At 57.8% G+C, this 24,367-nt stretch carries 19 protein-coding genes; 8 read left to right on the top strand and 11 right to left on the bottom strand.

All coding sequences use genetic code 11. From position 1 onward, the window contains the following. Positions 1-16: 16 nt before the first annotated feature. Positions 17-3,142, top strand: coding sequence for a DEAD/DEAH box helicase (locus HNR62_RS03695; RefSeq protein ID WP_204794732.1), 3,126 nt, complete (start codon positions 17-19; stop codon positions 3,140-3,142). Between the two features lie 125 nt (positions 3,143-3,267). On the opposite strand, the gene HNR62_RS03700 is transcribed toward HNR62_RS03695, so the two are convergent. Beyond that, complete coding sequence (locus HNR62_RS03700; protein WP_204794733.1) at positions 3,268-4,344, bottom strand: ADP-ribosylglycohydrolase family protein; 1,077 nt, start codon at positions 4,342-4,344, stop codon at positions 3,268-3,270. 259 nt (positions 4,345-4,603) lie between these two features. On the opposite strand from HNR62_RS03700, the gene HNR62_RS03705 reads away from it, so the two are divergent. Beyond that, positions 4,604-5,758, top strand: a complete 1,155-nt coding sequence (locus HNR62_RS03705; protein ID WP_204794734.1) for a hypothetical protein — start codon at positions 4,604-4,606, stop codon at positions 5,756-5,758. Between the two features lie 302 nt (positions 5,759-6,060). On the opposite strand, the gene HNR62_RS03710 is transcribed toward HNR62_RS03705, so the two are convergent. Continuing rightward, a complete protein-coding gene (locus HNR62_RS03710; RefSeq protein WP_204794735.1) occupies positions 6,061-6,576 on the bottom strand; it encodes a MarR family transcriptional regulator in 516 nt (171 codons plus the stop codon). Between the two features lie 334 nt (positions 6,577-6,910). On the opposite strand from HNR62_RS03710, the gene HNR62_RS03715 reads away from it, so the two are divergent. Next, positions 6,911-8,374, top strand: a complete 1,464-nt coding sequence (locus HNR62_RS03715) for an MFS transporter (protein ID WP_204794736.1) — start codon at positions 6,911-6,913, stop codon at positions 8,372-8,374. A gap of 64 nt (positions 8,375-8,438) precedes the next feature. Beyond that, positions 8,439-9,599, top strand: a complete 1,161-nt coding sequence (locus HNR62_RS03720; RefSeq protein WP_204794737.1) for a M20 aminoacylase family protein — start codon at positions 8,439-8,441, stop codon at positions 9,597-9,599. Positions 9,600-9,710: 111 nt separating this feature from the next. Here HNR62_RS03720 and HNR62_RS03725 read toward each other — a convergent pair whose 3' ends face one another. The 4 genes from HNR62_RS03725 to aptA form a co-directional block, all read right to left on the bottom strand. After that, positions 9,711-10,760, bottom strand: a complete 1,050-nt coding sequence (locus HNR62_RS03725) for a DUF2235 domain-containing protein (protein WP_204794738.1) — start codon at positions 10,758-10,760, stop codon at positions 9,711-9,713. Between the two features lie 371 nt (positions 10,761-11,131). Beyond that, the gene (locus HNR62_RS03730) at positions 11,132-12,106 is read right to left on the bottom strand and encodes a calcium/sodium antiporter (RefSeq protein ID WP_204794739.1); all 975 of its coding nucleotides are present in this window, start codon (positions 12,104-12,106) and stop codon (positions 11,132-11,134) included. Between the two features lie 455 nt (positions 12,107-12,561). Then, positions 12,562-14,052: a CoA-acylating methylmalonate-semialdehyde dehydrogenase gene (locus HNR62_RS03735; protein WP_204794740.1), complete on the bottom strand. Its 1,491-nt coding sequence runs from the start codon at positions 14,050-14,052 to the stop codon at positions 12,562-12,564. Between the two features lie 143 nt (positions 14,053-14,195). Beyond that, positions 14,196-15,548: an omega-aminotransferase AptA gene (gene aptA, locus HNR62_RS03740; protein ID WP_275588033.1), complete on the bottom strand. Its 1,353-nt coding sequence runs from the start codon at positions 15,546-15,548 to the stop codon at positions 14,196-14,198. Positions 15,549-15,768: 220 nt separating this feature from the next. Between aptA and HNR62_RS03745 the strand changes: the two genes are divergently transcribed. Next, entirely contained in the window at positions 15,769-16,689 is a 921-nt protein-coding gene (locus HNR62_RS03745) for a LysR family transcriptional regulator (RefSeq protein ID WP_204794741.1), read from the top strand. A gap of 57 nt (positions 16,690-16,746) precedes the next feature. On the opposite strand, the gene HNR62_RS03750 is transcribed toward HNR62_RS03745, so the two are convergent. Continuing rightward, positions 16,747-17,292 (bottom strand): carboxymuconolactone decarboxylase family protein, encoded by a 546-nt coding sequence (locus HNR62_RS03750; protein ID WP_204794742.1) that lies wholly within the window; start codon positions 17,290-17,292, stop codon positions 16,747-16,749. A gap of 66 nt (positions 17,293-17,358) precedes the next feature. Beyond that, positions 17,359-17,994: a YceH family protein gene (locus HNR62_RS03755; protein WP_204794743.1), complete on the bottom strand. Its 636-nt coding sequence runs from the start codon at positions 17,992-17,994 to the stop codon at positions 17,359-17,361. Positions 17,995-18,197: 203 nt separating this feature from the next. On the opposite strand from HNR62_RS03755, the gene HNR62_RS03760 reads away from it, so the two are divergent. After that, positions 18,198-18,749 carry a hydrolase gene (locus HNR62_RS03760; protein WP_204794744.1) on the top strand — a complete coding sequence of 184 codons (552 nt, stop codon included), beginning with the start codon at positions 18,198-18,200 and terminating at the stop codon, positions 18,747-18,749. A gap of 85 nt (positions 18,750-18,834) precedes the next feature. Here HNR62_RS03760 and HNR62_RS03765 read toward each other — a convergent pair whose 3' ends face one another. After that, positions 18,835-20,256: an alanine/glycine:cation symporter family protein gene (locus HNR62_RS03765; RefSeq protein WP_204794745.1), complete on the bottom strand. Its 1,422-nt coding sequence runs from the start codon at positions 20,254-20,256 to the stop codon at positions 18,835-18,837. A gap of 408 nt (positions 20,257-20,664) precedes the next feature. On the opposite strand from HNR62_RS03765, the gene tal reads away from it, so the two are divergent. Beyond that, positions 20,665-21,618 carry a transaldolase gene (gene tal, locus HNR62_RS03770; RefSeq protein ID WP_204794746.1) on the top strand — a complete coding sequence of 318 codons (954 nt, stop codon included), beginning with the start codon at positions 20,665-20,667 and terminating at the stop codon, positions 21,616-21,618. A gap of 200 nt (positions 21,619-21,818) precedes the next feature. After that, entirely contained in the window at positions 21,819-22,010 is a 192-nt protein-coding gene (locus HNR62_RS03775) for a DUF3545 family protein (protein WP_204794747.1), read from the top strand. A gap of 148 nt (positions 22,011-22,158) precedes the next feature. Here the strand turns inward: HNR62_RS03775 and ung are convergent, their stop codons facing one another. Both ung and tesB read right to left on the bottom strand, forming a co-directional pair. Continuing rightward, positions 22,159-22,866, bottom strand: coding sequence for a uracil-DNA glycosylase (gene ung / locus HNR62_RS03780; RefSeq protein WP_239552568.1), 708 nt, complete (start codon positions 22,864-22,866; stop codon positions 22,159-22,161). A 232-nt stretch (positions 22,867-23,098) separates the two neighbouring features. Next, a complete protein-coding gene (gene tesB / locus HNR62_RS03785; protein WP_204794748.1) occupies positions 23,099-23,962 on the bottom strand; it encodes an acyl-CoA thioesterase II in 864 nt (287 codons plus the stop codon). Positions 23,963-24,367: the final 405 nt, after the last annotated feature.

Raw genomic sequence — 24,367 nt, forward strand, 5'->3', positions numbered from 1 at the left:
AACAATAAGGGACAGGATGAAAGCACCACTGGCACAGGGACTCTACGATCTTCTCACAACCCAAGGGTTAACAAAATCATTGGCAGAAAGCGGGCTCTCCGCCCAACCCGAAGAACTCAATCCGGCGTTTAGTCACGAACGCCTGGCCGATGTTCTGGCAGAACAGCTATCCCGGCTATTGTCCGGCGTCAGTGGTGACAAACAAGCCAAGGTGAGGGCACAAGCCGAACTTATAAACGACATATTGCGATACTCCCGTCAGCGGTTGGCTCAGGATGAAGCCCCCGATCTGCTATGCACGCCGCCCAAGGTGCTGCGTTCCTTGTATCCTGCCCAGCGAAAGCCTGAACTGCCAGCCATCGGCTTGGCACAACCCTGGCTGTTTACTGCCGGTAAAGATTCTCCCGCTTTGTTGCATGAGCTCACTGCCGAACTGGCGTCATGCAATAGCGTCGATATTCTGGTGAGCTTTATCACCGTCTCTGGGGTGCGAAAGATCATCGAAGTGCTCAAGCAGATCACCAGCACCGATGCCAAAGGGCAAAGCCAGGCCAAGATACGGGTGCTGACCACCACCTATGTGGGCGCCACCGAGCAAAAAGCGTTAGATACGCTGGCCCGATTGCCTAATTGTGAAGTTCGGGTATCGCTCGACGGACGTCGCACCCGCTTACACGCCAAAGCCTGGATTTTTGAGCGGAACACGGGGTTCGGTTCCGCCTATGTGGGCAGCGCCAATCTGTCTGGTGCCGCCCTCATGGGCGGTCTGGAATGGACGGTTAAATTCACCGAAAAAGGACAGAATAAGCTCTATCAACGGGCACAGGCTCATTTTGAAACATTATGGGAAGATGGCGAGTTCCTATCCTATAACCCTGAAAATAAGACACATCGTAACGAGCTAGCCAAGGCACTCAAGCGCGAGTCTGGCCGAGACCTGATTGCGACACCCACCTTCTTCGATATCGAGCCCAAGCCCTTTCAGCTGGATATTTTGGAGCAACTTGATAACGAGCGAGCACATGGTCGAATGCGCAACCTGTTGGTTGCCGCCACCGGCACCGGTAAAACCGTTATGGCGGCCTTCGATTACCGTCGCCTAGCCCGCAAGCAAGGCGGCTTGCCGCGGCTACTGTTTGTCGCCCACCGCAAGGAATTGTTGATACAGGCCATGCGCACCTTTCGACTGGTGTTGCGCGAAGCAGAGTTCGGCGATCTCTTTACCGGTGAGCATCAACCAGAGCAGGATCAGCATCTGTTTGCCACCATTCAAAGCCTAAATGCCCGCAAGCTAGTCTCTCAGCAAGCAGCAGATTACTGGCACATGGTGATTATTGACGAATGTCATCACATAGAAGCCAACAGCTTCGAAACGCTGCTCTCAAGCATTTCTCCGGCTTATTTACTGGGCTTAACCGCGACACCGGAACGAGCAGATGGCAAGAATATCCTACGCCATTTTGATAATCGACCGGACGGCTCACCGGCAGCCCAATTGCGCCTGTGGCAGGCGCTGGATCTGCAACTGCTAGCCCCCTTCGAATATTATGCCTGTGACGATGACACCGACTACCGAGAGATCCCCTGGCAACAGGCCAACGAATTCAAAGCGCTGGATAACCTGCTTACTGGTAACCATGTTCGCGCAGCGGCAGTGATCCGCTCCTGGCAACAACTGGTGGACGACCCTAAACGCGGTAAGAGCCTGGTATTCTGCGTGAGCATTGCTCATGCCGAATTTATGGCAGATCAGTTTGAAAAGGCCGGCATTATCGCTCGTGTGATCACCGGTAAAAGCTCCGTTAAAGAGCGCCGAGATCTGCCCAAACAGCTAGAACGTGGCGAGATCCATGCCATCGTGACCGTAGATCTCTATAACGAAGGGATCGATCTTCCCTTTGTCGATACCTTGCTGTTACTGCGACCCACCCAAAGCGCTACTCTGTTTCAACAGCAAATCGGTCGCGGTCTGCGTTTGTTCGAGGGTAAGGAAAGCTGCCTGATCCTGGATTTTGTCGGCCAGCATAAGGAAGGATTCCGCTTCGATATGCTCTACAGCGCCATCACTGGCCTGTCGCGCCGTGAAGTGATCGAAAGCATAGAAAAAGGCTTTGGCCGACTGCCTAGCGGTTGCCATATCCAACTACAAAAGCAAGCCAAAGAGCATATTCTTAGCAGCCTGAAACAGGCACTGAATCAGAACTGGCGCCGCCTGCAGCAGGAGCTGCACGCCTATGTGAGTCTGACCGGAAGCCGTCACGTAGCTCTCGATGACTTTCTCAACGAGCAGCAACTAGAGCTGGAAGATATCTATCGCGCTGGCCAAAACAGCGGTTGGACCAATCTGCAACGGGATGCCGGGCTTCTGCCGGGTGCAGCCTCCGCCGAGGAACGCTATTTCAGCCGCCGGCTGGGGAGTTTGTTGCACCTGGATGACACAGCACAGTTACAGCTTATCAACCAAGTGGCCGAGAGTGATGCCCATTACGTGATCGTCGATGAGCAGCAACAGCAGCGACTACAAATGCTGGCCTATCAGATAGATGGCCAACAAAGCCAGACCGGTTCAGCCCAAGCCTTTCTCACTCGGCTATCCCAGACTCCAGCTGTGTGCAATGAGTTGGCTCAGCTCAGCAACTATCTAGATGCGAGAACGCAGCATCAATACTTACCTCTGCCGGGACTGGAGCACACACCGCTGCGATTACATGCAGCCTATCACAGCCGAGAAATCCTCACCGCCGTAGGTTTTCTTACCGCAGAAAAACGCACGCCGTTTCAGGCTGGCGTACTGCCATTCAAAGAGAGCAAAACCGAATTGCTGTTCGTGACGCTGGATAAAAGTACGGCCCAGCATGAAGGTGTCGCCTATAACGACTACGCCATCAGCCAGACTCAGTTTCATTGGCAATCTCAAAACAGTGCAGGTCCCAGCACTCCAGGTGGTCGCCGTTATATTGAAAGCGAAACTAATGGCTGGCAGTTTCAGCTGTTTGTACGCATCGACAAAAATTCACCCTATCGCGCCTGTGGTCCGGTGAAATTTATGCGCTATCACGGCAGCAAACCGATGAACATAACCTGGCAGCTGAAGTACCCGCTACCGGTGAGACTGTTCAAGGGATTCAGTGTGCTGGGCTAATACTGGCTTTCATATTCAATAATTTTTGAGTGGCCGCGATGCTACGCGGTCTACTCGTTCACGATCTACATCTCGTACTCGCTGAGTGATCTGATGAGCCAGTAGCGACTTCAGCTAACTAAAAATTACCCGCCGGGGTATTTTTCAAAGATCTCGTCATCCATCGGGCCGTAGCCGCCATCATAGGTTTCCGGCACCAGAATAATGTCTTCGGCTATCTGCTCGATAACCTCTTTCAGTTCGAGTGTTGCCAGCCAGCGTTCTGGAATGGCGGCTCTGCCGTGTATCAGCCCCAGTATGTTGCCGGCGACCATGCCCGTGCTGTCACTGTCGCCACTGTGGTTGACCGAGGTCAGCACGCCCTGCTCGTAGTCTTGTGCAAACAGGGCGCACCAAACGCCTATCGCCAGGGCTTCTTCTGCAATCCAGCCGCCACCGTATTCATCAATCCTCAATGGGGTGGGCGCAATCCCTCGCTTACGAAATGATCTTACGGCCTGCAGGGCGCTCAGCACTTCACATTCCTTTCCGTCTTGCTGTGCCAGCGCTTGCAGTCGTTCCATGACCCGATCCAGAGACTGGTCCAGGCTCATGTCTTCTGCCCAGATCAATTGCAACAACAGCGAGAAGGCCGCTGCCGCAACATAGCCGGTACGGTGCCCATGGGTCAGCATGGCCGCTTTCAACGAATGGGCGAATGACTCTTCGAAGAATGCGAAAGGGGCAGAACGCATGACGGTTCCGCACCCTTTGCTGCTGTTCTCGGCTTTAAAGCCGAAATGTTCGGCGCTTTCCAGTGCCCCCAGGCAGGTCAGTCCGGGTGCCCGCTGTGACCAGAGTGCCTTGTTTTTGATAAGCCAACCGTTTTTGGAAACGGAAAGACGTTTGTCGGGAGAATGCCCCTGTGTCAGCAGCCAACGCAAATAGGCATGATGAATGACCGATGGTGGATCGCAGATTCCCCTTGCCGATGCTCTGACCCAGGCGCGAAGCAGCCCCTCTGCGGTAAACAGCATCATCTGGGTGTCATCCGTTATCTTGCCCAGGCCGCCATAGGCGGGAACAAAACCGGTGATTCCATCCGGGCCAAATTTGGCGCTGATTTCCGGCCAGCTCATAAACTCGATACCCGCCCCCAGGGCATCGCCCACGGCGCCCCCGAGCAAGCAGCCCGCTACCGCATCCATTTTGCGTTTTTCCATGCTCTGTATCCCTGTCTTTATTAACGATGTGGCGCGGTTGATCTCCCATCACCAAGACTCATTCTGTACCAAATATTTCGATCTGTCTGCCTGTTAACGGGTCATATCGATGGCAGTCATCTCGGCTGAGACTCAATATAAAAAGCCGCCATCTGTTGGTGGCGGCTTTATCTTCTCGGGTCAGCTGCAGTTAACACTTGTAGACCCGGCACAAACCGGATATACCCCTGTCTGTTGAGTGATAGGGATGGGTGAGCCAGTGAAAAAGCTGTTTGTGATGTGTGGCCTGGCCCTGTTGCTGGCAACGGTGTTCAGTGTGGGCAGTCGCCCTGTGCCCATCGAGCAGAGGCTGATACAGATTCAGGCCGGCGATATGTTGCAGGGATTTCCCGGCATTGAACAGGAGCCGGTCGGGGTGCAGGCGGTACTGCTGGATCTGGCCGATGAGCCGCTGCTGCTGGTCAAGGCCCAGGCGGCCTTTATGCGTTATCCGGCCATGGCTCGCCGTGTGTTTTCAACCTACGGCGGCGAGCCCGAGTTTCAGCAGATACTGCTGCGCTATGGTGAAACGGTGCTGCCCCCCATCCATCATTTCATGACCCGGCCCATTCACACCATAGAGCTGCTGAACCAGGCAGATCAGGGTTACCGGGCCATCAAACAGTATTTTACCGGTACGCCAAAAAGCGCCAATACCCCAAGCGAAACCCCGGACCGGTACCAAACGCTTTCTCCGGAAGAACGCGGCTGGTATGCCGTCCACTTCATCAGGAGCGAAGGGCATGATTTTCTCGGCCAGTTTATGGTGAGCGATCAGGGTGAAACCCGATGGATAGTAACCGAACGCATGCTGGAAGGACTGAACCAGTTCTTTACCAGTGGCATCCGCGGCCTGGAAACCAGATACCGCGCCGGTGAAACGCTCACCGCCGGGGATATCGGCTGGGCCTCGGTCGATGTGCTGGTGTTAACCAGTGCCGTCAAGGTGTTGCGCATGGGCCGTGCTACGGCGGTTAGCACCCAGGGTGCCGGCCGAGCCACCCGTTCGGCGGCCCTGGCCGCTCGGGCAAGTCAGGGCGGGCGCATGGTGCTGACCAGTGCCCGCTATGCCAAGTGGCCCCTGGTTGTCGGTGCCGGCTATCTGGTGATCAGCCACCCCAGCCTGGTCAGTGACCTGCTCGCGGGTGTGGCCGATGTGCTGGGCCTCCCCGTGCTGGCCGTGCAGCTGGCCGGCTGGCTGTTGCTGTTGATTCCGGTGCTTTATCTTGGCAGCTGGCTGCTCTGGCTTGTTGGCCCGCTGCTGATGGGGTTGTTGCGGCTGGCTCATTTCATGCTGGCCAGGCTGAGTGGCAGGAAAGGGCGAATTCCGGGTATCGAGAGCACCGTAATAATGCCCATCCTGGTAAAGAAGTGATCAGTTACTGATAACCATTACTGATAAGTAATACCATAACAGAAGTGGTTCAGTCGTCATTCCCGCGCACCCTCTCTTGTCATTCCCACGAAGGTGGGAATCCAGGGCCTGTAGCGCAGAATTTTCAGACTGCGGTTCACCTGTAAAGACACTGGACCCCCGCCTTCGCGAGGGTGACGATAAAGGCAAACCAACCCTTGTATCCACACCTGTTACGCAAGATTACTTAACCATGCCGTATTTAAAGTCCAGTCATACCGGGCTTGACCCGGTATCTTACTGCAGGGAGATCCTGACGTTCGTCAGGATGACGGGCTGGGGCGATCTTCCTGGGCGGGCGGCGTGTCGTCTGCATTGAACAGCTCAAGCTGGCGTTGATAGTCTTCCGAGCCCACCCAGGTGGATAAACGCGCCAGCAGTTCGTCAAACACCTGCGCTTCTGCGGTTTGCAACGGCGCCATCAGCAGCGTTTCGAGTGCGCCGGACAGGCCTCTCGCTTCGTTCCGTGTTCTCTCGCCTTCTTCTGTGGTGAACAGCCGAAAGCGGCGGGCATCGGCCGCATCATTCTCGCGCCGGATCAGCCCCAGCCTGATCAGCCCCTGAATGATGCGCGAGGTCTGACTTCGTTCCAGGCTGGCCTGGCGGGAGAGCTCCACAAAGATAATGCCCGGCTGCCTGCCGATGATACGCAGCACGCGCACCTCGTGAATTTTCAGGCCCAGCCGGGATTGAAAAATGCCGTCGTTGGCACGTATCGCCTCCTCGGCAAGGAGATCGAGACGAAAGGTCAACCGCTCCTGACTAAATGATTTTTCCACGCTTATCCTTATCTTTATCCGATCTTTATTCGATCTTTATTCGATCTTTAACCGATTTTTACCCGTCACGTTCTGGCGAACCCGGTACCAGACCCGCTATACCTAGTGCACAGGTGCAGCCTGATGCCGCTCGTGCCACTGCGTGGCTGACCGGCCTGTTGCCCCATGATGATTAGATTAATTGACTCATGTCAATATTTGCACCGCGCAACTATTGTAACTTGCGCTCAAGGACGAAACGCCCGGCTTACGGGTTATAGCCTGCGTTTCGCCACCTACTCCGCGTCATTTGTGCGCGGTCCTATATCGTAAGCTGCAAACAGAGGACAGCCTTATGAGTCACACCGATGCATCAAGCTACAGGGGCACCGACAAGCTCCTTTACGGCATAATACTGGGCGTGCTCGCCTTCTGGCTCTTTGCCCAGACCACGCTGAACATAGCGCCGGCCATGGCCAAGGATCTTGGCGTTGAACAATCTCTGATGAACAGTGCGGTGGCAATCACTGCCCTGTTTTCGGGTATTTTTATCGTGGTGGTCGGCGGCCTGGCCGACCGTATCGGCCGTGTAAGAACCGTGATGTGGGGCTTTGTCTTCTCCATCATCGGTAACCTGCTGGTGGGGCTGGCCCCCGAAGGCGGCCTGGGCGGTACCTTCCTGATGGGTGGCCGTATCTTCCAGGGCCTGTCCGGCGCCTTTATCATGCCCGCCTCTCTGGCGCTGGTAAAAGCCTACTGGGACGGCGCCGGTCGTCAGCGCGCCATCTCGCTGTGGTCCATGGGCTCCTGGGGCGGCTCCGGCTTTGCCGCACTGTTCGGTGGCCTGATGGCGCAGAATGTGGGCTGGCGCTGGATTTTCTTCATCGCCGCCGCCGTGTCCGTTGTCGGCATGCTGATGGTGCGTGGTACGCCCGAGTCCAAGGCCGAAACCAAGGGTGCCTACAAGTTCGACATCAAGGGCGTGATCACCTTCATGATCACCATGGTGGCGCTGCAGGTACTGGCCACCCAGGGCAGCTCCTTTGGCTGGACCAGCCCGGCGTCGCTCGGTCTGCTGGCCATTGTCGTTGTCTTTGGCGCCATCTTCTTCAAGGTGGAATCCAGCAATCCCAACGCCTTTGTGCAGTTCCGCCTGTTCCGCAACAGCACCTACACCGGGGCCACCATCTCCAACCTGCTGCTCAACGCCGTTGCCGGTATCATCATAGTGGCCATGCTGGTGCTGCAACAGGGTGGCGGTATCACCGCCCAGGAAGCCGGTCTGCTGACCCTGGGTTACGCCATCTCCATTCTGGCCTTCATTCGGGTGGGTGAAAAACTGCTGCAACGCTTTGGACCGCGCAAGCCGATGCTGTGGGGCTGCTTTATTGTGGGCCTGACCATAGTGCTGCTGATGCCCACCAACCTGATGCTGGAGACTTACAAGATCCTGTGTGTCATCTCCTTCACCCTGTTCGGTGTGGGTCTGGCCTTCTACGCCACCCCGTCCACCGATGCGGCCCTGTCCAACCTGCCGGCGGATCAGTCCGGTGCCGGTGCCGGCATCTACAAGATGGCGTCTTCCCTGGGGGCCTCCTTCGGTGTGGCCATCGCCTCGGCGGTCTATACCGCCATCGCCGGTGACAATACGGGTGTTACCTGGATCGAAGGAGTGATCACCTTCACCGGTAACCAGGCCAACCTGGCCTACCGTGAAGCGGCCTTCTTTGCTCAGCTGACCATGCTGGTAATGCTGATCATCGCGGTCTTCTCCATTACCCTGACCATACCGAAGGGCAAGCCGTCCGACCGTAGCTAATATCGCTGACCGCCGGCCAGGGCCGGCGGTCATCCACCTTCATTGTTTACAAGGGGTTATTGACATGAACGCCATTATCAAGCAACTCGAACAGAATAAAGGCCAGCTCAGCGAATGGTTCGAGCACATTCACAGCCACCCCGAACTGTCCATGCAGGAAGCCAACACCGCCAAGTATATTGAAGAGACACTGCGCAGCTTTGGTGAGTACGAAGTGGAAGCCGGCGTCGGCAAATACGGCATTGTCGCCACCCTGAAAGTGGGCGACGGCGACCAGTCCATCGGCATTCGCGCCGACTTCGACGCCCTGCCGATCCAGGAAAGCAACGACCTGCATTACTGCTCCAAAGAGGCAGGCGTGTCCCATCTCTGTGGCCACGACGGTCACACCACCATGTTGCTGGCCGCCGCCAAGCACCTGGCAGAAACCAAAAACTTCAACGGTACCCTGCGGCTGTTCTTCCAGCCGGCGGAAGAAACCATGCAGGGCGCCCCGGCCATGATCGAAGACGGCCTGTTCGAGCGTTTCCCGGTGGACTCCGTGTTCGCCATGCACAACATGCCGGGTCTGGAGCAGGGCAAGCTGTATTTCACCGAAGGCAACGTCATGGCGGCGGTGGATAACTGGGAAGTGGTGCTCACCGGCAAGGGCGGGCACGGTGCCTTCCCCGAGCTGGCCATAGACCCGGTGGTGGCCGGCTCGTCCCTGGTGATGGCCATCCAGTCGATTGTGGCCCGTAATGTCTCCCCGGCCAACAGCGCCGTGGTGACCATCGGCGCCTTTCAGGCCGGTGAGGCGGGCAACGTCATCGCCCAAACCGCGACGCTGCGCATGTCGGTTCGTACCACCACCGACGAAGATCGCAGCCTGGTGCTGAACAACATCCGTCGCCTGGTGCAGCAGCAGGCCGAGTCCTTTGGCTGCACCGCCGAGATCCACGAAGGCCAGCCGGGTGCCGTGGCGTACAACGATCCGGAAGAAACCCGCAAGGCCGCACAGATTGCCCGCGAAGCGTTCGGCGAAGAGAATGTGTTCGAAGATGGCCCCACCTACCTGGCCTCGGAAGATTTCGCCTTTATGCTGCAGAAGTGCAAGGGCACCTACTGCTTCCTTGGCAATGGCGACAGCAAGTTCGTGCACCACCCGGAATATGTCTTCAACCAGGACATTCTGCCGATTGGCGCCGCCTACTGGGTGGCCATCGCCGAAGGCTATCTGCGTTAAGCACGGTTAACGCCCCGCCCAGAAAAGCAAAAGCGCCCGGACCAGGGCGCTTTTTTTTATTCGGGGCGGGCAGACGGGATCTGGCGCGTTTGGCAACCGCGAGCCTGCGGTTCATCCCGGCGGTATCTGCCGGGCATCGATCAGAGTACGGGGGCGGTAAACGGGCACGCTTTGCCAGCGGGCCCATACGGAAGTATCTATGGTCACGCCCACAGACAGCTTGCCCTCCCCGTCCTGCTCCAGCCGCCGGGTCAGGCGGCCATCTCCGGCATGAAACCAGCGTCGATAGCGGGCATACCAGCCACCCATAAAGTCGTTGAACGAATCGGTGGGTGCCGTCATCCAGGCCTGAGCTGCCGGGCTTATCGGCGTCAGCGCCAGCCCGGCTGCCATCGCCTTGTGCTGCATCCAGGCCAGTGGCAGGTCGGCCAGCGGATCCTCGGGGTAACCGCCCCCCACATTGGCATGGGCGCCGATAAACCAGCGTTGCTCTACTTCTATCTGGCCTGCCTTCTTGTTGCCGTCCGGGCTGGTCCAGGGCACGGCGTCGTAGGAGGCCCTGTGTTCGTCCAGCGCCAGGGCCTGATAGGCCCGCTCAACGATTTTCGACAACCGGGTGTCGTGCCAGGAGTAGGTGCCCCGCTCCGAGATCAGGGTGCCGGGAATACCCAAAGCCCCCACCGTGTCCCAGACGCCGAGCAGATGAATCTTGATCTCCCGGCTGTAGCGGGCCCGGAACTGCCGGCACTGTATGCCGTCGGGCGCGGCGTGCTTGTTGCGATACAGGCGTTCGGCAGCGGCCAGCCCGGCCGGGGTTATCACATGCAGCAGGCCGCATTTGCGGATCATGCCCACCAGGCTGCGGGCGGTGTAGGCGCCCCGGCTGAAGCCGAACACCCAGACCTCGTCCCCCGCTCTATAATGCCGGGCCAGCCAGTCGTAGCCCTGGCGCAGGTTTTTGCTCAAGCCCATGCCGAACATTCCCCCGGCCAGCCGGGTCAGGGTGCTGGTGCCTACCCCGGCATCGTAGAAAAAGCGCTGGCGCCGCTCGCCGTCGAAGGGGGCTATGCTGCGCGCCAGCCGCACCACATTGGTGTTATCCTGCGGGTCGTTCCAGGTGCCGTCGAACAGCACTATCAGGCGTTGCGAATGTTGAGGCATGGGCTTGCTCCCGGAAAGATGAAGAGTAGGCAATATCTCATAACTGATGTGGATTCAGGAGCTGGTTTTCCATTCTTGTTATCCTCGCGAAGGCGGGGGTCCAATATCTACCGAATTCTTCAAGGTGTTTTCTCCGGCGGATATCAAGGCCGCGCTGGAGAGGCCCTATGGGCTATTGTTTGAGGCCACATAAACCGCCAGCCTGCCCGCCTCGTAGGGTCCAATTCATTGGACCAGCCCAACCCGAATGCACCACCACTGGTCGAATAAATTCGACCCTACGAAAAATGGCTACAAGGCGCCCATTTAAATAAAAACGGCGTGCCCACAGGGCACGCCGTTTTTGGTTGTTCGTGCTTGATACAGCGGGTTTAGCCGGTGAGCACGCTCTGGGCCAGCCAGCCGGTATAACAGACATACACCGCCAGCAGCAGGGCGCCTTCAACCCGGTTGATACGCCCCTGGCGGCCCTTGAAGCCGTAGCCCAGCACGAACAGCGACAATGTCAGCCCTATCATCACCATGAAATCGCGGCTGATCACCTCGGGCGCCACTTCCAGCGGATGGATAATACCGGCCAGGCCCACCACGGCCAGGGTGTTGAACAGGTTGGAGCCAATCACGTTGCCGATGGCCAGATCGTGTTCGTTCTTGCGAATGGCGGCAACGGACGACGCCAGCTCCGGCAGCGAGGTGCCGATGGCCACTATGGTCAGGCCGATGATGAGGTCGCTCACCCCGAAGGCCTGGGCGATATTCACCGCCCCCCACACCAGGATGCGGGAGCTGACAATCAGCAGCAGCAAGCCAGCCACCAGCCAGAAGATGGCCTGTTTCAGGGTCATCAGGTTGTCGTCCAGCTCCTTCACCTCATCGCCGGTCATGCTGTCGTTGCCGTTACTCATGCCCTGCCTGATGCTCCAGCCCATCAGCAGCACAAAGACGCCCAGCAGCACCATGGCATCGGTACGCGCCAGCATGCCGTTCCACAACAGCGCCAACGACAGCAGGGTGATCAGCAGCAGTATGGGCAGTTCTTTACGCAATACCTGGGAATGCACCGAAATCGGGCTGATCAGGGCGGTTATACCCAGAATAAGGCCGATATTGGCAATATTGGAGCCGTAACCGTTGCCCAGGGCCAGGCCCGGATTGCCTTCCAGTGCCGAGATAATGGACACCACGATTTCCGGCGCCGAGGTGCCGAAACCGACAATCACCATACCAATCAGCAAGGGGGGCATGCCCGCATAACGGGCGGTGGCCGAGGCGCCATCCACAAAGCGGTCGGCGCTCCACACCAGCACGGCCAGACCGAGTACAATGGCGGCAATAGACATCAGCATGAGGCACCTCCCGCCGGAGCAAGGCAGATTGTAACCAGAATATTAACGGAAGTAGGTAGCATAAAGACTCTGCAGGGCGGGATATCGAATACCAGAGGCAGACCCAGATCCCGCCCGGTAATAGGTCTGCCTCAGGTCTCATCAATCCAACAGGACACCATCACCATAAGCTTGTGGCTTAGAGATTGTTGACGATGGTTTCGGCAGGCGCCGAACGATTACTCCCCCAAGAGGCGCATATTGTGACAGCTTGCGGCGCACAAGAAAAGACCCGGCATGACGGGATAGAGCAGACAATAGACCGGTTGGGTCCAATAAATTGGACCCTACGTTCAAGGCCTGCGGTGCCCGGCAAATCGTAGGGTCGAATTCATTCGACCAGATAGGTGGAGCAGATTGGCACCGGGCCTGATGTTGCCCCTCCCCACTCACTCTTCCCCCCTCACCATGCAAACTCACACACTCGTAAAGGCGAAATCCGAGGCCTGGTGGCTGGCGCGCTCGGGCCATTTCTGGGTGATGGTCTTGCGGCGGGTATAAAAACGCACCGAATCGGGACCATAAGCCGCCAGGTCGCCGAACAGCGAGCGTTTCCAGCCGCTGAAGCTGTGGTAGGCAACCGGTACCGGCAGCGGCACGTTGATGCCGACCATGCCCACTTCTATTTCATCGCCAAACACGCGGGCCGTCTCGCCGTCGCGGGTGAAAATACAGGTGCCGTTGCCGTATTCGTGGGCGTTGATCAGCTCTATGGCTTCTTCCAGGCTGTTGACCCGCACCACGCACAGCACGGGGCCGAAGATCTCTTCCTGGTAGATGCTCATCTCCGGGGTGACTCGATCGAACAGGCAGCCACCGAGGAAGTAGCCCTGTTCATGTCCGGCCACACTGAGTCCGCGACCATCCACGGTAAGCTCGGCTCCCTGCTCTACCCCAGCCTTGATGTAGCCTTCGATTTTGGCCAGGTGTTCTTTGCTGATCACCGGGCCCATGTCCTGTCCGTTCTGGGTGCCGGGGCCGATTTTAAGGGCGCGGATCTGCGGTTCCAGTTTGGCAATCAGCGCATCGGCTACTGCATCCCCTACACACACCGCTACCGAAATGGCCATGCAGCGTTCGCCGCAGGATCCATAGGCTGCGCCCATCAGGGCACCAACTGCGTTATCCAGATCCGCGTCGGGCATCAACACCGCGTGGTTCTTGGCGCCACCCAATGCCTGAATTCGTTTGCCGTTGGCGGTGCCCTGGGCGTAGATGTATTCCGCCACCGGGGTAGAGCCAACAAAGCTGATGGCCTTGACGTCCTTGTGAGTCAGCAAGGCATCCACCACCGTCTTGTCGCCGTGTACTACACCTATCACCCCTTTGGGCAGACCGGCTTCTTCCAGCAGCTGGGCGATCAGCAAGGAGGAGCCGGGATCTTTTTCCGACGGCTTGAGAATAAAACAGTTACCGCAGGCGATGGCCATGGGCAGCATCCACAGCGGCACCATGGCCGGAAAGTTGAACGGCGTGATGCCGGCCACCACGCCCAGTGGCTGAAAATCGGACCAGGCATCGATATTAGTGCCCACGTTACGGGTGTAGTCGCCTTTCAGCAGCTCGGGCACACCACAGGCGTACTCTACGTTTTCGATCCCCCGCTGCAGCTCGCCCCAGGCATCTTCCAGGGTCTTGCCATGCTCTTCGCTGATCAATGCGCAAATATCATCGGCCCGGTCTTCCAGCAACTGCTTGAAGCGGAACATGACCCGCGCCCGCCTGGCCGGCGGCGTATCGCGCCAGGCGGGAAACGCCGCCCTGGCAACGGCGACCGCCTCGGCCACCAGGCTTTGGTCGCCCATGCAAAGCTGACTGCATACCTGACCGGTGGACGGGTTATAGACGTCCAGGGTGCTGGTGCTGTGGCGGCGCTCGCCATTGATCAGGTGAGGAATGGTGTTCATTGGGTGATCCTTTTGTTTGTTATGCCAATGAGGGTGATGCCCTCGTAGGGTCCAATTTATTGGACCTGCCGCGTCATCCTGTAACGATGCGGTCGAATGCATTCACCTAAAAAATAAGTCGCCCCTACAAAAAAACATCATGTTCAAGCCTGGGCCTGCAAGGTGCCGTGCACCGCGTTGAACAGTTGTTCCAGCTCGTCCGGGGTGGAAATAAAGGGCGGGCCAAACTGCAGGGTGTCGCCGCCAAAGCGCACGTAATACCCCTGCTGCCACAGGCTGAGCGCCAGCTCCATGGGGCGACGAGCCGGCTCACCGGGATAGGGCGCCAGCTGCACCGCGCCGGCCAGGCCACAGTTGCGAATGTCCACCACATGAGGCAGCCCCTTAAGGCGATGAATTTGTTGCTCGAACACCGGCATCAGGCTGCGCACCTGGCCCGGCATATCTTCATCAACAAGCACATCGAGTGAGGCCATGGCGGCAGCGCAGGCTACCGGATGGCCGGAATAGGTATAACCGTGCGGAAACTCCACCATATAATCCGGACCTGGCTGATCCATAAAGGCCTGATGAATGTGCTCTTTGGCGATCACAGCCCCCATGGGGATCACGCCGTTGGTCAGCTGTTTGGCCAGGTTCATGATGTCGGGCACCACGCCAAAGGCCTCGGCGCCAAACATGGCCCCCATGCGCCCCAAACCGGTGATCACTTCGTCGAAGATCAGCAGAATATCGTGCTGATCGCATAATTCGCGCAGCCGCTGCAGGTAACCCACCGGCGGCACTATTACCCCGGCAGAACCGGCCATGGGCTCCACTATCACCGCGGCAATGTTGGAGGCGTCGTGCAGCTCAATCATCTGCAACAGGTGATCCGCCAGCTCGACGCCGTGCTCGGGTTGCCCCTTACTGAAGGCGTTTTCTGTCAGCAGGGTATGAGGCAGGTGATCCGCATCGATCAACTGGCCATAGTGCTTGCGGTTGCCACCTATGCCCCCCAGGCTGGTGCCCCCCATATTGACCCCGTGATAGCCCCGGGCCCGGCCGATGAGCCTGGTTTTTTCCGGCTTGCCTCTGGCGCGCCAGTAGGCCCGCGCCATTTTCAGTGCCGTGTCTGCACATTCCGATCCTGAGTTGGTGAAAAATACCCGGTTCAGATCCGCCGGCGCCAGCCCGGCCAGCCGCTCGGCCAGTTCGAAGGCCAGCGGATGCCCCAGCTGAAAACCCGGGGCATAATCCAGGGTATTCAGCTGACGAGTAATTGCCTCGTTGATTTTGGGGTGTTTGTGCCCCAAGCCGGTACACCAGAGACCGGATAGGCTGTCGAACAGCTTGTTGCCCCGGATGTCGGTAAACCAGGCGCCATCGGCCGCGGCAATCAGCCGTGGCGCGGCCTTGAAGGTCCGGTTGCCGGTAAAGGGCATCCAGAAGGCGTCCAGATTCAACTGCCGGGCTTTGGCTGCGGCGGTACGTTTCGAGTCAATCATGCTGTTCATCACTGCTCCTTGTTTATCGGTACTCCAGCCACCTGCGGGCGCCGCTCGATAGAGGGATGATGCGCCCCGTTAATTAAATGTTAAATATAAACTTAATAAACTTCGGTTAAGGATTTACTTAACTTTTGGCAGAATCAGACTTGTCGACTGGAACAGCCTCTGAAAACAGCCAGTCTGGCAGGGTCGAATTCATTCGACCAGGAATGCACAAGGAGAAACCATGGCAGAAGCAAAACAGCCGGTACTGAATCGGGTCGGCGATTTCGAGCTGAAGCTGTTGAATGTGTTTCGTACCGTGGCGGCCTGCGGCGGCTTTTCGGCGGCGGAGGTGAGCCTGGGCATCAGCCGGGCGGCGATCAGCATGCAGATGGCGGATCTGGAAGGCCGGCTGGGGTTCAAACTGTGTCGGCGCGGCCGGGCCGGTTTTGCCCTTACCGACGAAGGGCGACGAGTACTGGAAGCCAGCGATCGGCTGCTGGGCGCCATCGACCATTTCAAGGCTGAAATCAACGATGTGCACCGGCACCTGCGCGGCACCCTGGCCATCGGCATTACCGATAATCTGGTCAGCCATCCGGGCATGAAGATCACCCACGGTCTGGCCGCGCTCAAGGCCCGAGGTCCGGAGGTGAAGATCCATATTCACATGCAACCGTCGAACGACATCGAAATCGGCGTGCTCGACGGTCGGCTCAATGTCGGCGTGGTGCCCCGGATACGCGCGCTGCCGGGGCTGGATTATCTGCCGCTGTACGAAGAAAGCTCACACCTTTATTGTGCCGAAGGGCATCCTCTTTTTTCCTCTGGCGACTCGCCCGCAAAGCTGAGCGACCATGAGCTGGTGGTGCCCAGCTTCGCCCAGCCCGCCGAGGCTCAGGTGCTGTATCGCCGCCACCCGCTGGGCGCGCGGGCCAACGATCGGGAAGGCATCATGTTCCTGCTGCTCACCGGCTGTTACCTTGGCTATCTGCCGGATCACTACGCCCAACCCTGGGTGGAACAGGGCCGGTTGCGGGCCTTGCAGCCGGATAAAACCGGCTTCACCACCCGTTTCTGCGCCATCACCGCCCGCAGCCGCCGCGCCAACCTGGTGCTGGACACCTTTCTGGAAACCCTGTCGTCGCCTTCCTCTGCCAGCTAAAAAAGGGGTCGGAGTCAATTAATAATTGACTCCGACCCCTTTTTCTTGGGTATAGGCTTACTTTTTCACGAAGGACTTGAAGGCGTCATCGACCGGGGTATCTGCCAGGTGGTTGATGTAGTTGCTCATCACCTTCTGCGAGATGCCGACGATGATTTCCAGCAATTGCTGCCGACCGTAGCCGGCCCGATAGAAGTGTTCCAGCTCGGCATCCTCCACCCTCCCCCGGCCACGCACCAGCGCCAATGTGGTATCCCGCAGCGCCTGCAATTTTGCGTTCGGCATGGGGTTACCTTCTCGCAGCGCCTGGTTCAGGCGCTCATCCACCTGCATCGACCGGGCAATGGCGCTGTGAGCCGGCACGCAGTAATGGCAGCCGTGCTCCACATTGATGCTTTGCCAGATCACCGTTTTTTCTTCCGCATTGAAAGACGTGTCAAGAAACAGCTCGTTCATGGTCTGATAGGCCTGCAGCGCCGCCGGCGCCTCGGCCATGATCCCGTGCAGATTGGGGATCATGCCATAGGCATTCAGGGATTTTTCCAGCAGAGGCTTGCTGTCGGCCGGTGCCGAGTTCATGTCATGTACCTGGAAAGATTTCATCAAATCACCTCCCGATAACGGTGCTGCGTAAGTGTAGATGTAGGCGTTATACCAAGGGTGCTGGCGTCAGCCTTCCAGCTCGGCAATGCGGGCCTGCAGCCGGGCCACTTCCGCTTCCAGCTCGGTGATCCGCGTCTGCAGCTCTGACTTCGGCCGAGCCGAGCCGGCACTTACCGGCGCGGCGGCTTTCTGAGCATAGTCGGTATCGCCAAACAGATGGCCGTAACGGGATTCCCGCTTGCCGGGCAGCCGGGGCAGCTTGACTACAAAGGGCCCCTTTTCGATCAGGCTTTGCAGGCAGGCATCCACCTGCGAGACATCGCCGAACGGATGCAGACGAGGGGTGCGGCTGCGCAATTCGCCCGGGGTCTGGGGCCCGCGCAGCAGCAGCTCGCAGACAATGGCCAGCTCGCCGGGGCTAAAGTGCAGCTCGCCAAACTCGGTATTGCAGAACCGGTGCTGATACTTGGCGGCGCGGGCGTTGAAACCGGCGGTGTTGTTGACCAGACGCCGGGCTATCAGGGTGTTGATCACCGACTGCACCTCTTCTTCGTTGATGCTCAGGACCGGATCCCGATTGCTTTTCTGGTTACAGGCATTGATCAGGGAGTTCAGAGTCAGGGGATACACTTCGGGCGTGGACACCTGTTTTTCGATCAGGCAACCGATAACCCTTTGCTCCAGGGGCGAAAGTATTTCCATAAACAGGCTCCTTTGTTTTGTATCCCAGCCTACCGGACAAAGACAGAAACACCAATTAACACCGACATTTAGGCCGCGTTCGGCTCAAGTTAAGCAGATAAGCGCCCTCATCAATGGCGCTCGGCGCTCCCCGACCCAGTGCTTTTTCTTTCCCCGGTAAAAGCGGCATACTGAGTTCAGACGTTATCATAGAGGAGTATCAAATGTTAATGGAGTCTGGTAAGGCGGCGCTGATGGTGGTGGATGTGCAGGAAAAACTGCTGCCGGCCATTCATGAAAGCGAACGACTCGGCGCCCGCCTTCGGTGGCTGATCTCGGCCTGTCACACCCTGAATACGCCGATACTGTTTACCGAGCAGTACCCACGCGGCCTGGGCCACACCCTGCCCGTCCTCACCAATCTGGTGGAGCAGCCCGAGATAGTGGACAAGCTGCACTTTTCTGTGGTGGCCGCCCACTGCCGGCCCGCACACTGGCAGCAGTATCGGCAGGTGATCGTCTGCGGCATGGAAACCCACATCTGCGTGCTGCAAACGGTGCTGGAATTGCTGAAGGAAGGAAAAGAGGTGTTTGTGGTGGCCGACGCCGTGGGCAGCCGCAGCGAAGAAAACCGCCAATTGGGGCTGGACCGGATGCGCGATGCCGGTGCCCAGATAGTCAGTCGGGAAATGGTGATTTTCGAGCTGATGCACCAGGCCGGCACCGAGGCGTTCAAGACCATCAGCAAGCAGTTTTTACGCGGCGAGCAGCCTTAACTGATTGTGAGGGGTGAGGGGTGAGGGGTGAGGGGTGAGGGGTGAGGATTTTTCTCACGCTTCACCCCTCACGCTTTACGCTTTACTATTTCTTGTCCCAGATCCCTTCTTCCAGCTGGCGATGCAGCTCGGGATACTTGGCCGCATCGAAGGTGGGAACCTTGCCCAGCTTGCGCTGATCGTTGTAATCCCGCGCCAGCTTCACTGCCACACCCGACAGCAGCAGAATGGCCACCAGGTTGGTCAGTGCCATCAGGCCCATGGACACATCGGCCATGGCCCAGATAATCGGCAGTTCCCCCATGGAGCCAAACATCACCATGCCCAGCACGAAGAGGCGGAAGATCAACAGGCCGCCCTGGTGGTTGTGCTCCAGGAAGATCAGGTTGTTTTCCGCGTAGGCGTAGTTGGCCACTATGCTGGTGAAGGCGAAGAACAGAATCGCGATGGCGATAAAGGTATTACCCCAGTCACCCACCTCGTGGGACAGCGCCCGCTGGGTCAGCTCGATACCGGTAATGCCGGAGCCGGGCTCGAACTGACCGGACAACAGTATGATGGAGGCAGTACAGGTACAGATAACGATGGTATCGGCAAAGACACCCAGCATCTGCACATAGCCCTGAGACGCCGGATGCGGCGGATAAGGCGTGGCCGAGGCCGCCGCATTGGGAGCAGAGCCCATACCGGCTTCGTTAGAGAACAAACCGCGCTTGATACCATTCATCATCGCCTGAGAAATGGCATAGCCTATGGCGCCGCCACCGGCCTGATCCAGACCAAAGGCCGACTTGATGATAAGGCTGAACACACCCGGCAGCTCGCTGATGTTCATCGCCACCACCATCAGGGCAATCAGCAGATAAGCCAGCGCCATGAGTGGCACCACCAGCTCGGCAAAACGGGCTATGGTGCGCAGACCACCGAAGATGATAAGACCGGACAGCAGCACCAGCGCCACCCCGGTAGCCCAATGGGGAATACCGAACGCCACGTCCATGGCCGCACTGATGGAGTTGGCCTGTACCGCATTGAAGACCAGGCCGAAGGCGATGATCAGGAAGATGGCGAACATCACGCCCATCCAGCGCATGCCCAGGCCTTTTTCCATATAGTAGGCTGGGCCGCCGCGATAATTGCCGGCTTCATCCTTGACCTTGTACAGCTGAGCCAGGGCGCTTTCTGCAAAGGCGGTAGACATACCGATAAGGGCAATCAGCCACATCCAGAAAATGGCCCCCGGCCCCCCAAGATACAGGGCGACCGCTACCCCGGCCAGGTTACCGGTGCCGACCCGTGCCGCCAGGCTGGTACAGAGTGCCTGAAAGGAAGAAATACCCGCCGCGTCGGCCTTGCGGCTGTGCCTGAGCACGGAAAACATGTGACCGAAATGGCGAAACTGAATAAAGCCCAGGCGCACGGTAAAAAATACCCCCACCCCCAGCAGCAGGTAAATCAGTATGGTGCCCCAGAGCAGGTCGTTGATAAAACCGATAATTGCGTCCATTAATATATCTCTGCTTGCTTGAAATGATGAACCCCGGCCGCTGGTCGGGCCGGAATCCGCAGCGCACGAAATCTAGCACAGGCAACAAAAACAGCCATGTGATACAGATCACACCAAAGCATAACCAAGGAGAAAAAAGCGATCAAAGCAGCAAAAAGTAAACAATAAAAACAGTTTAAGGAAACAAAAAACCAGTACTTAATGATTAACTGAAACATAAAACTGATCAAAAAACATACCTTGCAGGCAAGATTCATACAAACCCCGCTCTGCCCCCCTCCCCTGTAGTCGACCCTAAGAGCATAGCCTCCCTTCGGCCGGATTGATCCCCTGCTTTATTTTGGTACCCCGAATAAGGGATACTGTGACCCTCTTTTTGCAAGCCGACCAGACAAAGGACTTTTCTCCATGGCCGATAAACTGACACAACTGAGAACCCTGACTACGGTCGTTGCCGACACCGGCGACATCGAAGCCATCCGCAAGTACCAGCCTCAGGATGCCACCACCAACCCTTCACTGATCCTCAAGGCTGCCCAGATCCCGGAATACCAGTCGCTGCTGACCGAGGCCGTGAACTGGGCCAAATCCCAGAGCCAGGATGCCGAACAACAGCTGACCGATGCCTCCGACAAATTGGCAGTGAACATCGGCTGCGAAATTCTCAAGCTGATCCCCGGCCGTATTTCCACCGAGGTGGATGCCCGACTGTCGTTCGATACCGATGCCAGCATTCAGAAGGCCCGCCACCTGATTGAACTGTACCGGCAGGCCGGCATCGGACGAGATCGCATCCTGATCAAGCTGGCGTCCACCTGGGAAGGCATTCGCGCTGCCGAAGTACTGGAGCAGGAAGGCATCAACTGTAACCTGACCCTGCTGTTCAGCTTTGCCCAGGCCCGCGCCTGTGCCGAAGCCGGCGCCTATCTGATTTCGCCGTTTGTGGGCCGTATCCTCGACTGGTACAAACAGAACACCGAGCAGAAGGAATACACCGCCGAGCAGGATCCGGGCGTACTGTCGGTGACCCAGATCTATGACTATTACAAGGCGCACGGCTACAGCACCGTCGTCATGGGTGCCAGCTTCCGCAACACCGGCGAAATTCTCGAGCTGGCAGGTTGCGACCGTCTGACCATAGGCCCCAACCTGCTGGAAGAACTGAGCCAGGCCGAAGGCAAGGTCGTTCCCAAACTGCAGGACAAGGGTGCCACTCAGCCCCGCCCGGTCCCCATGACCGAAGCCGAGTTCCGCTGGGAGCAAAACCAGGACGCCATGGCTACCGAAAAACTGGCCGAAGGCATCCGCAACTTCGCCATTGATCAGGGCAAGCTCGAGACCATGCTCAAGGCCATGCTGTAAGCAAACACTCGTCTCTGTAACTCGCCTCTGTAACTCGCCGCTGTAATGAGCTCTGTATGGGGCCGGAGTCAATGAGCCACACATTGACTCCGGTCCCATTTTTTCTTTTTCATCAAACGGTAACAGTAAGCTTCTATTGTATAGTCTGTTGTGATATATCCGGGTGTGACTACAACTGATAGCCAACAGGAGGGAGCCCCATGGAAAGGAGCAGCTTCGATCGGGAATTTGTGGTTGAACGGTCCCCACGCAGTAAATCGCGTGAGCCCGCCAAAAAGCGCAAATGGCGGGAGATAGAAGCAATACAGGACCAAAAGCGTTTACAACGAGAACTTCAGCAACTCGACTGCACCTTCGAACTCGAAGACATAGCAGCAGAGCTTGAACGATAGAGCACAAGAAAAGCATTGGGCGCCTTAGGGCGCCTTTTTACGTTTGGCCGTACACGTCAATATTCTGCCGTACCCCCACCCTCCCCGGCCCTCCCCTTGCCTTGCTCGCCGCCGTGATGTGCAACCCCGAGTCAAGGGGAGGGGGCGCTTATGGCTGCGCTACCGTTGCGGGCAGGCACCAGTCGATGGGTGCCTTGCCCTGCCGTTGCAGCAGTTCGTTGGCGCGGGAAAAATGACGACAGCCGAAAAAGCCCCGATAGGCGGACAAGGGACTCGGGTGCGCCGAAGTCAGTACATGATGGCGACTGCGGTCGATCATGGCGCCTTTTTTCTGGGCATGACTGCCCCACAGCAGAAACACCACACCTTCGCCCTGATCGTTGACCGTCTGGATCACCCTGTCGGTAAAGGTTTCCCAGCCCAGTTTGGCATGGGAATGGGCCTTGCCCGCCTCCACCGTCAACACCGTATTGAGCATCAAGACGCCTTGCCCGGCCCAGGACTCCAGATAACCGTGCTCGGGCGCCTGAAAGCCGGGAATGTCGCTTGCCAACTCCTTGTACATGTTGCGCAACGACGGCGGCACTCGTACCCCGGGCAATACCGAGAAACACAGACCATGGGCCTGATTGGGCCCGTGGTAGGGATCCTGCCCCAGCATCACCACCTTGACGTTACCCGGATCGGTATAGTGCAAGGCGTGAAAAATATGCTGCTGCGGCGGGTAAATCACCTTGCCGGCGGCTCGCTCCTGCTCCACGAAACGCATTGCCTCACGAAAATAAGGCTGCTGTTGCTCATGGTCGATGAGCTGGCTCCAGGTGTGGGGCATGGTCAGAGGCGTGGTCAGGGGCATAGGCGTTTCCGTTAACAAAAAATTGATAGGGGCGAATTTATTCGACCACAGCGGCAGAATCAAGACAGCTTGGTCGATTGATAACCAAGCTGGAACCAAGCTGGGACACCCATCTCTGGACGGTCTCATCTAGAAATTGAAACCGCCTGCTTTGAGATGGGTGTCCTTTCAAATTCCGTGCTTATTGCCTTGCGTGGCAAGGCCTGCCAGCTGAAGCGACAGCTACCGCCTGTCAGGACTGACGCGGCCGGATGATCCCTTCCTGCATCGCCGTGGCCACCAGGGTGCCGTCCCGGCTATAAAAATGCCCCTGTACCAGGCCGCGACCGGCAATGGCACGCGGGCTTTCGATGGCATAAAGAACCCAGTCATCGAAACGGAAGTCCTGATGAAACCACATGGAGTGATCTACGGTGGCGACCTGTAGCTGGGGGTCCCAGAACGAGTGACCATGGGGCATGAGCGCCGTGGGCAGAAAATTGAAGTCCGAGGCATAGGCCAGCAGGTATTTGTGAATACGGGGATCATCCGGCAGACGGCCGTTGGCCTTGAGCCAGATGTGACGCACCGGCTCCGTTTTTTCCGGCTTCATCGGGTTGACGTAATTCACCTGCCGTACCTCTATCGGCCTGGCGGCCAGCAGCTTGTCCTTGGCTCGTTCCGGCAGACAACCGGCCAGGGCCCGGATGCGCTCGCTCTCGGGGATCAGCCCCTCCGGCCCGGCAACGTCGGGCATGGCGGTCTGATGCTCGAAGCCGATCACCGGTTGCTGGAACGAGGCGGTCATGTAGAAGATGGGTTTGCCGTATTGCAACGCCTGCACCCGGCGGGTAGAGATGGTTTTGCCGTCGCGGATATTTTCCACATCGTAGATAATCGGCTTGTTGACGTCGCCCGGGCGTAAAAAGTAGGAGTGAAACGAATGTACCGGGCGTTCCGGCTGCAAGGTATATTTGGCCGCCGCCAACGCCTGCCCCATCACCTGGCCGCCAAAAACGGCGCCAAAGCCCAGATCCATGCTTTGGCCACGATAGAGGCCGTCGTCCAACGGCTCCAACGCCAGCAACCTCAATAAATTATCCAACGCCTGACTCATGGACTATAACCTGTTCATTCAACTGGTCTTATACGTTAACACAAGGGGATAACCCCAGGGTAGTTCACCGGCCAAACGCCGCCGTCCGAACCCAGCCCTCAAGAAAAAGAAACGCACGCAAGAAAAAGGGCAGCCCATCATTGGCTGCCCTTCAAAACGTCGCTGGTTTGTTCCTTAAACCAAATTGCTCCCTGCATTCCCTGACCTGACTCGTCCTGCGTCTTCCCCTTCCCGTTCCATCGGGCTGTTCCTGCATCATCCTGATATGGTTGCATCCAGCTACCAGTCACTCCTTCCTGGAGTTGTCCTTATCCCGCGTCCTGCGGTTTTCCTCTTGGCCATCCGGGCCGGGTCCCTTGCCATCCTGGCTGTCGGCATTCCTCGCCAACCTGTGCCGTGTTACTC

Origin of the sequence: Oceanisphaera litoralis (assembly GCF_016907015.1) — a bacterium.
GTDB classification, from domain to species: domain Bacteria; phylum Pseudomonadota; class Gammaproteobacteria; order Enterobacterales; family Aeromonadaceae; genus Oceanimonas; species Oceanimonas litoralis.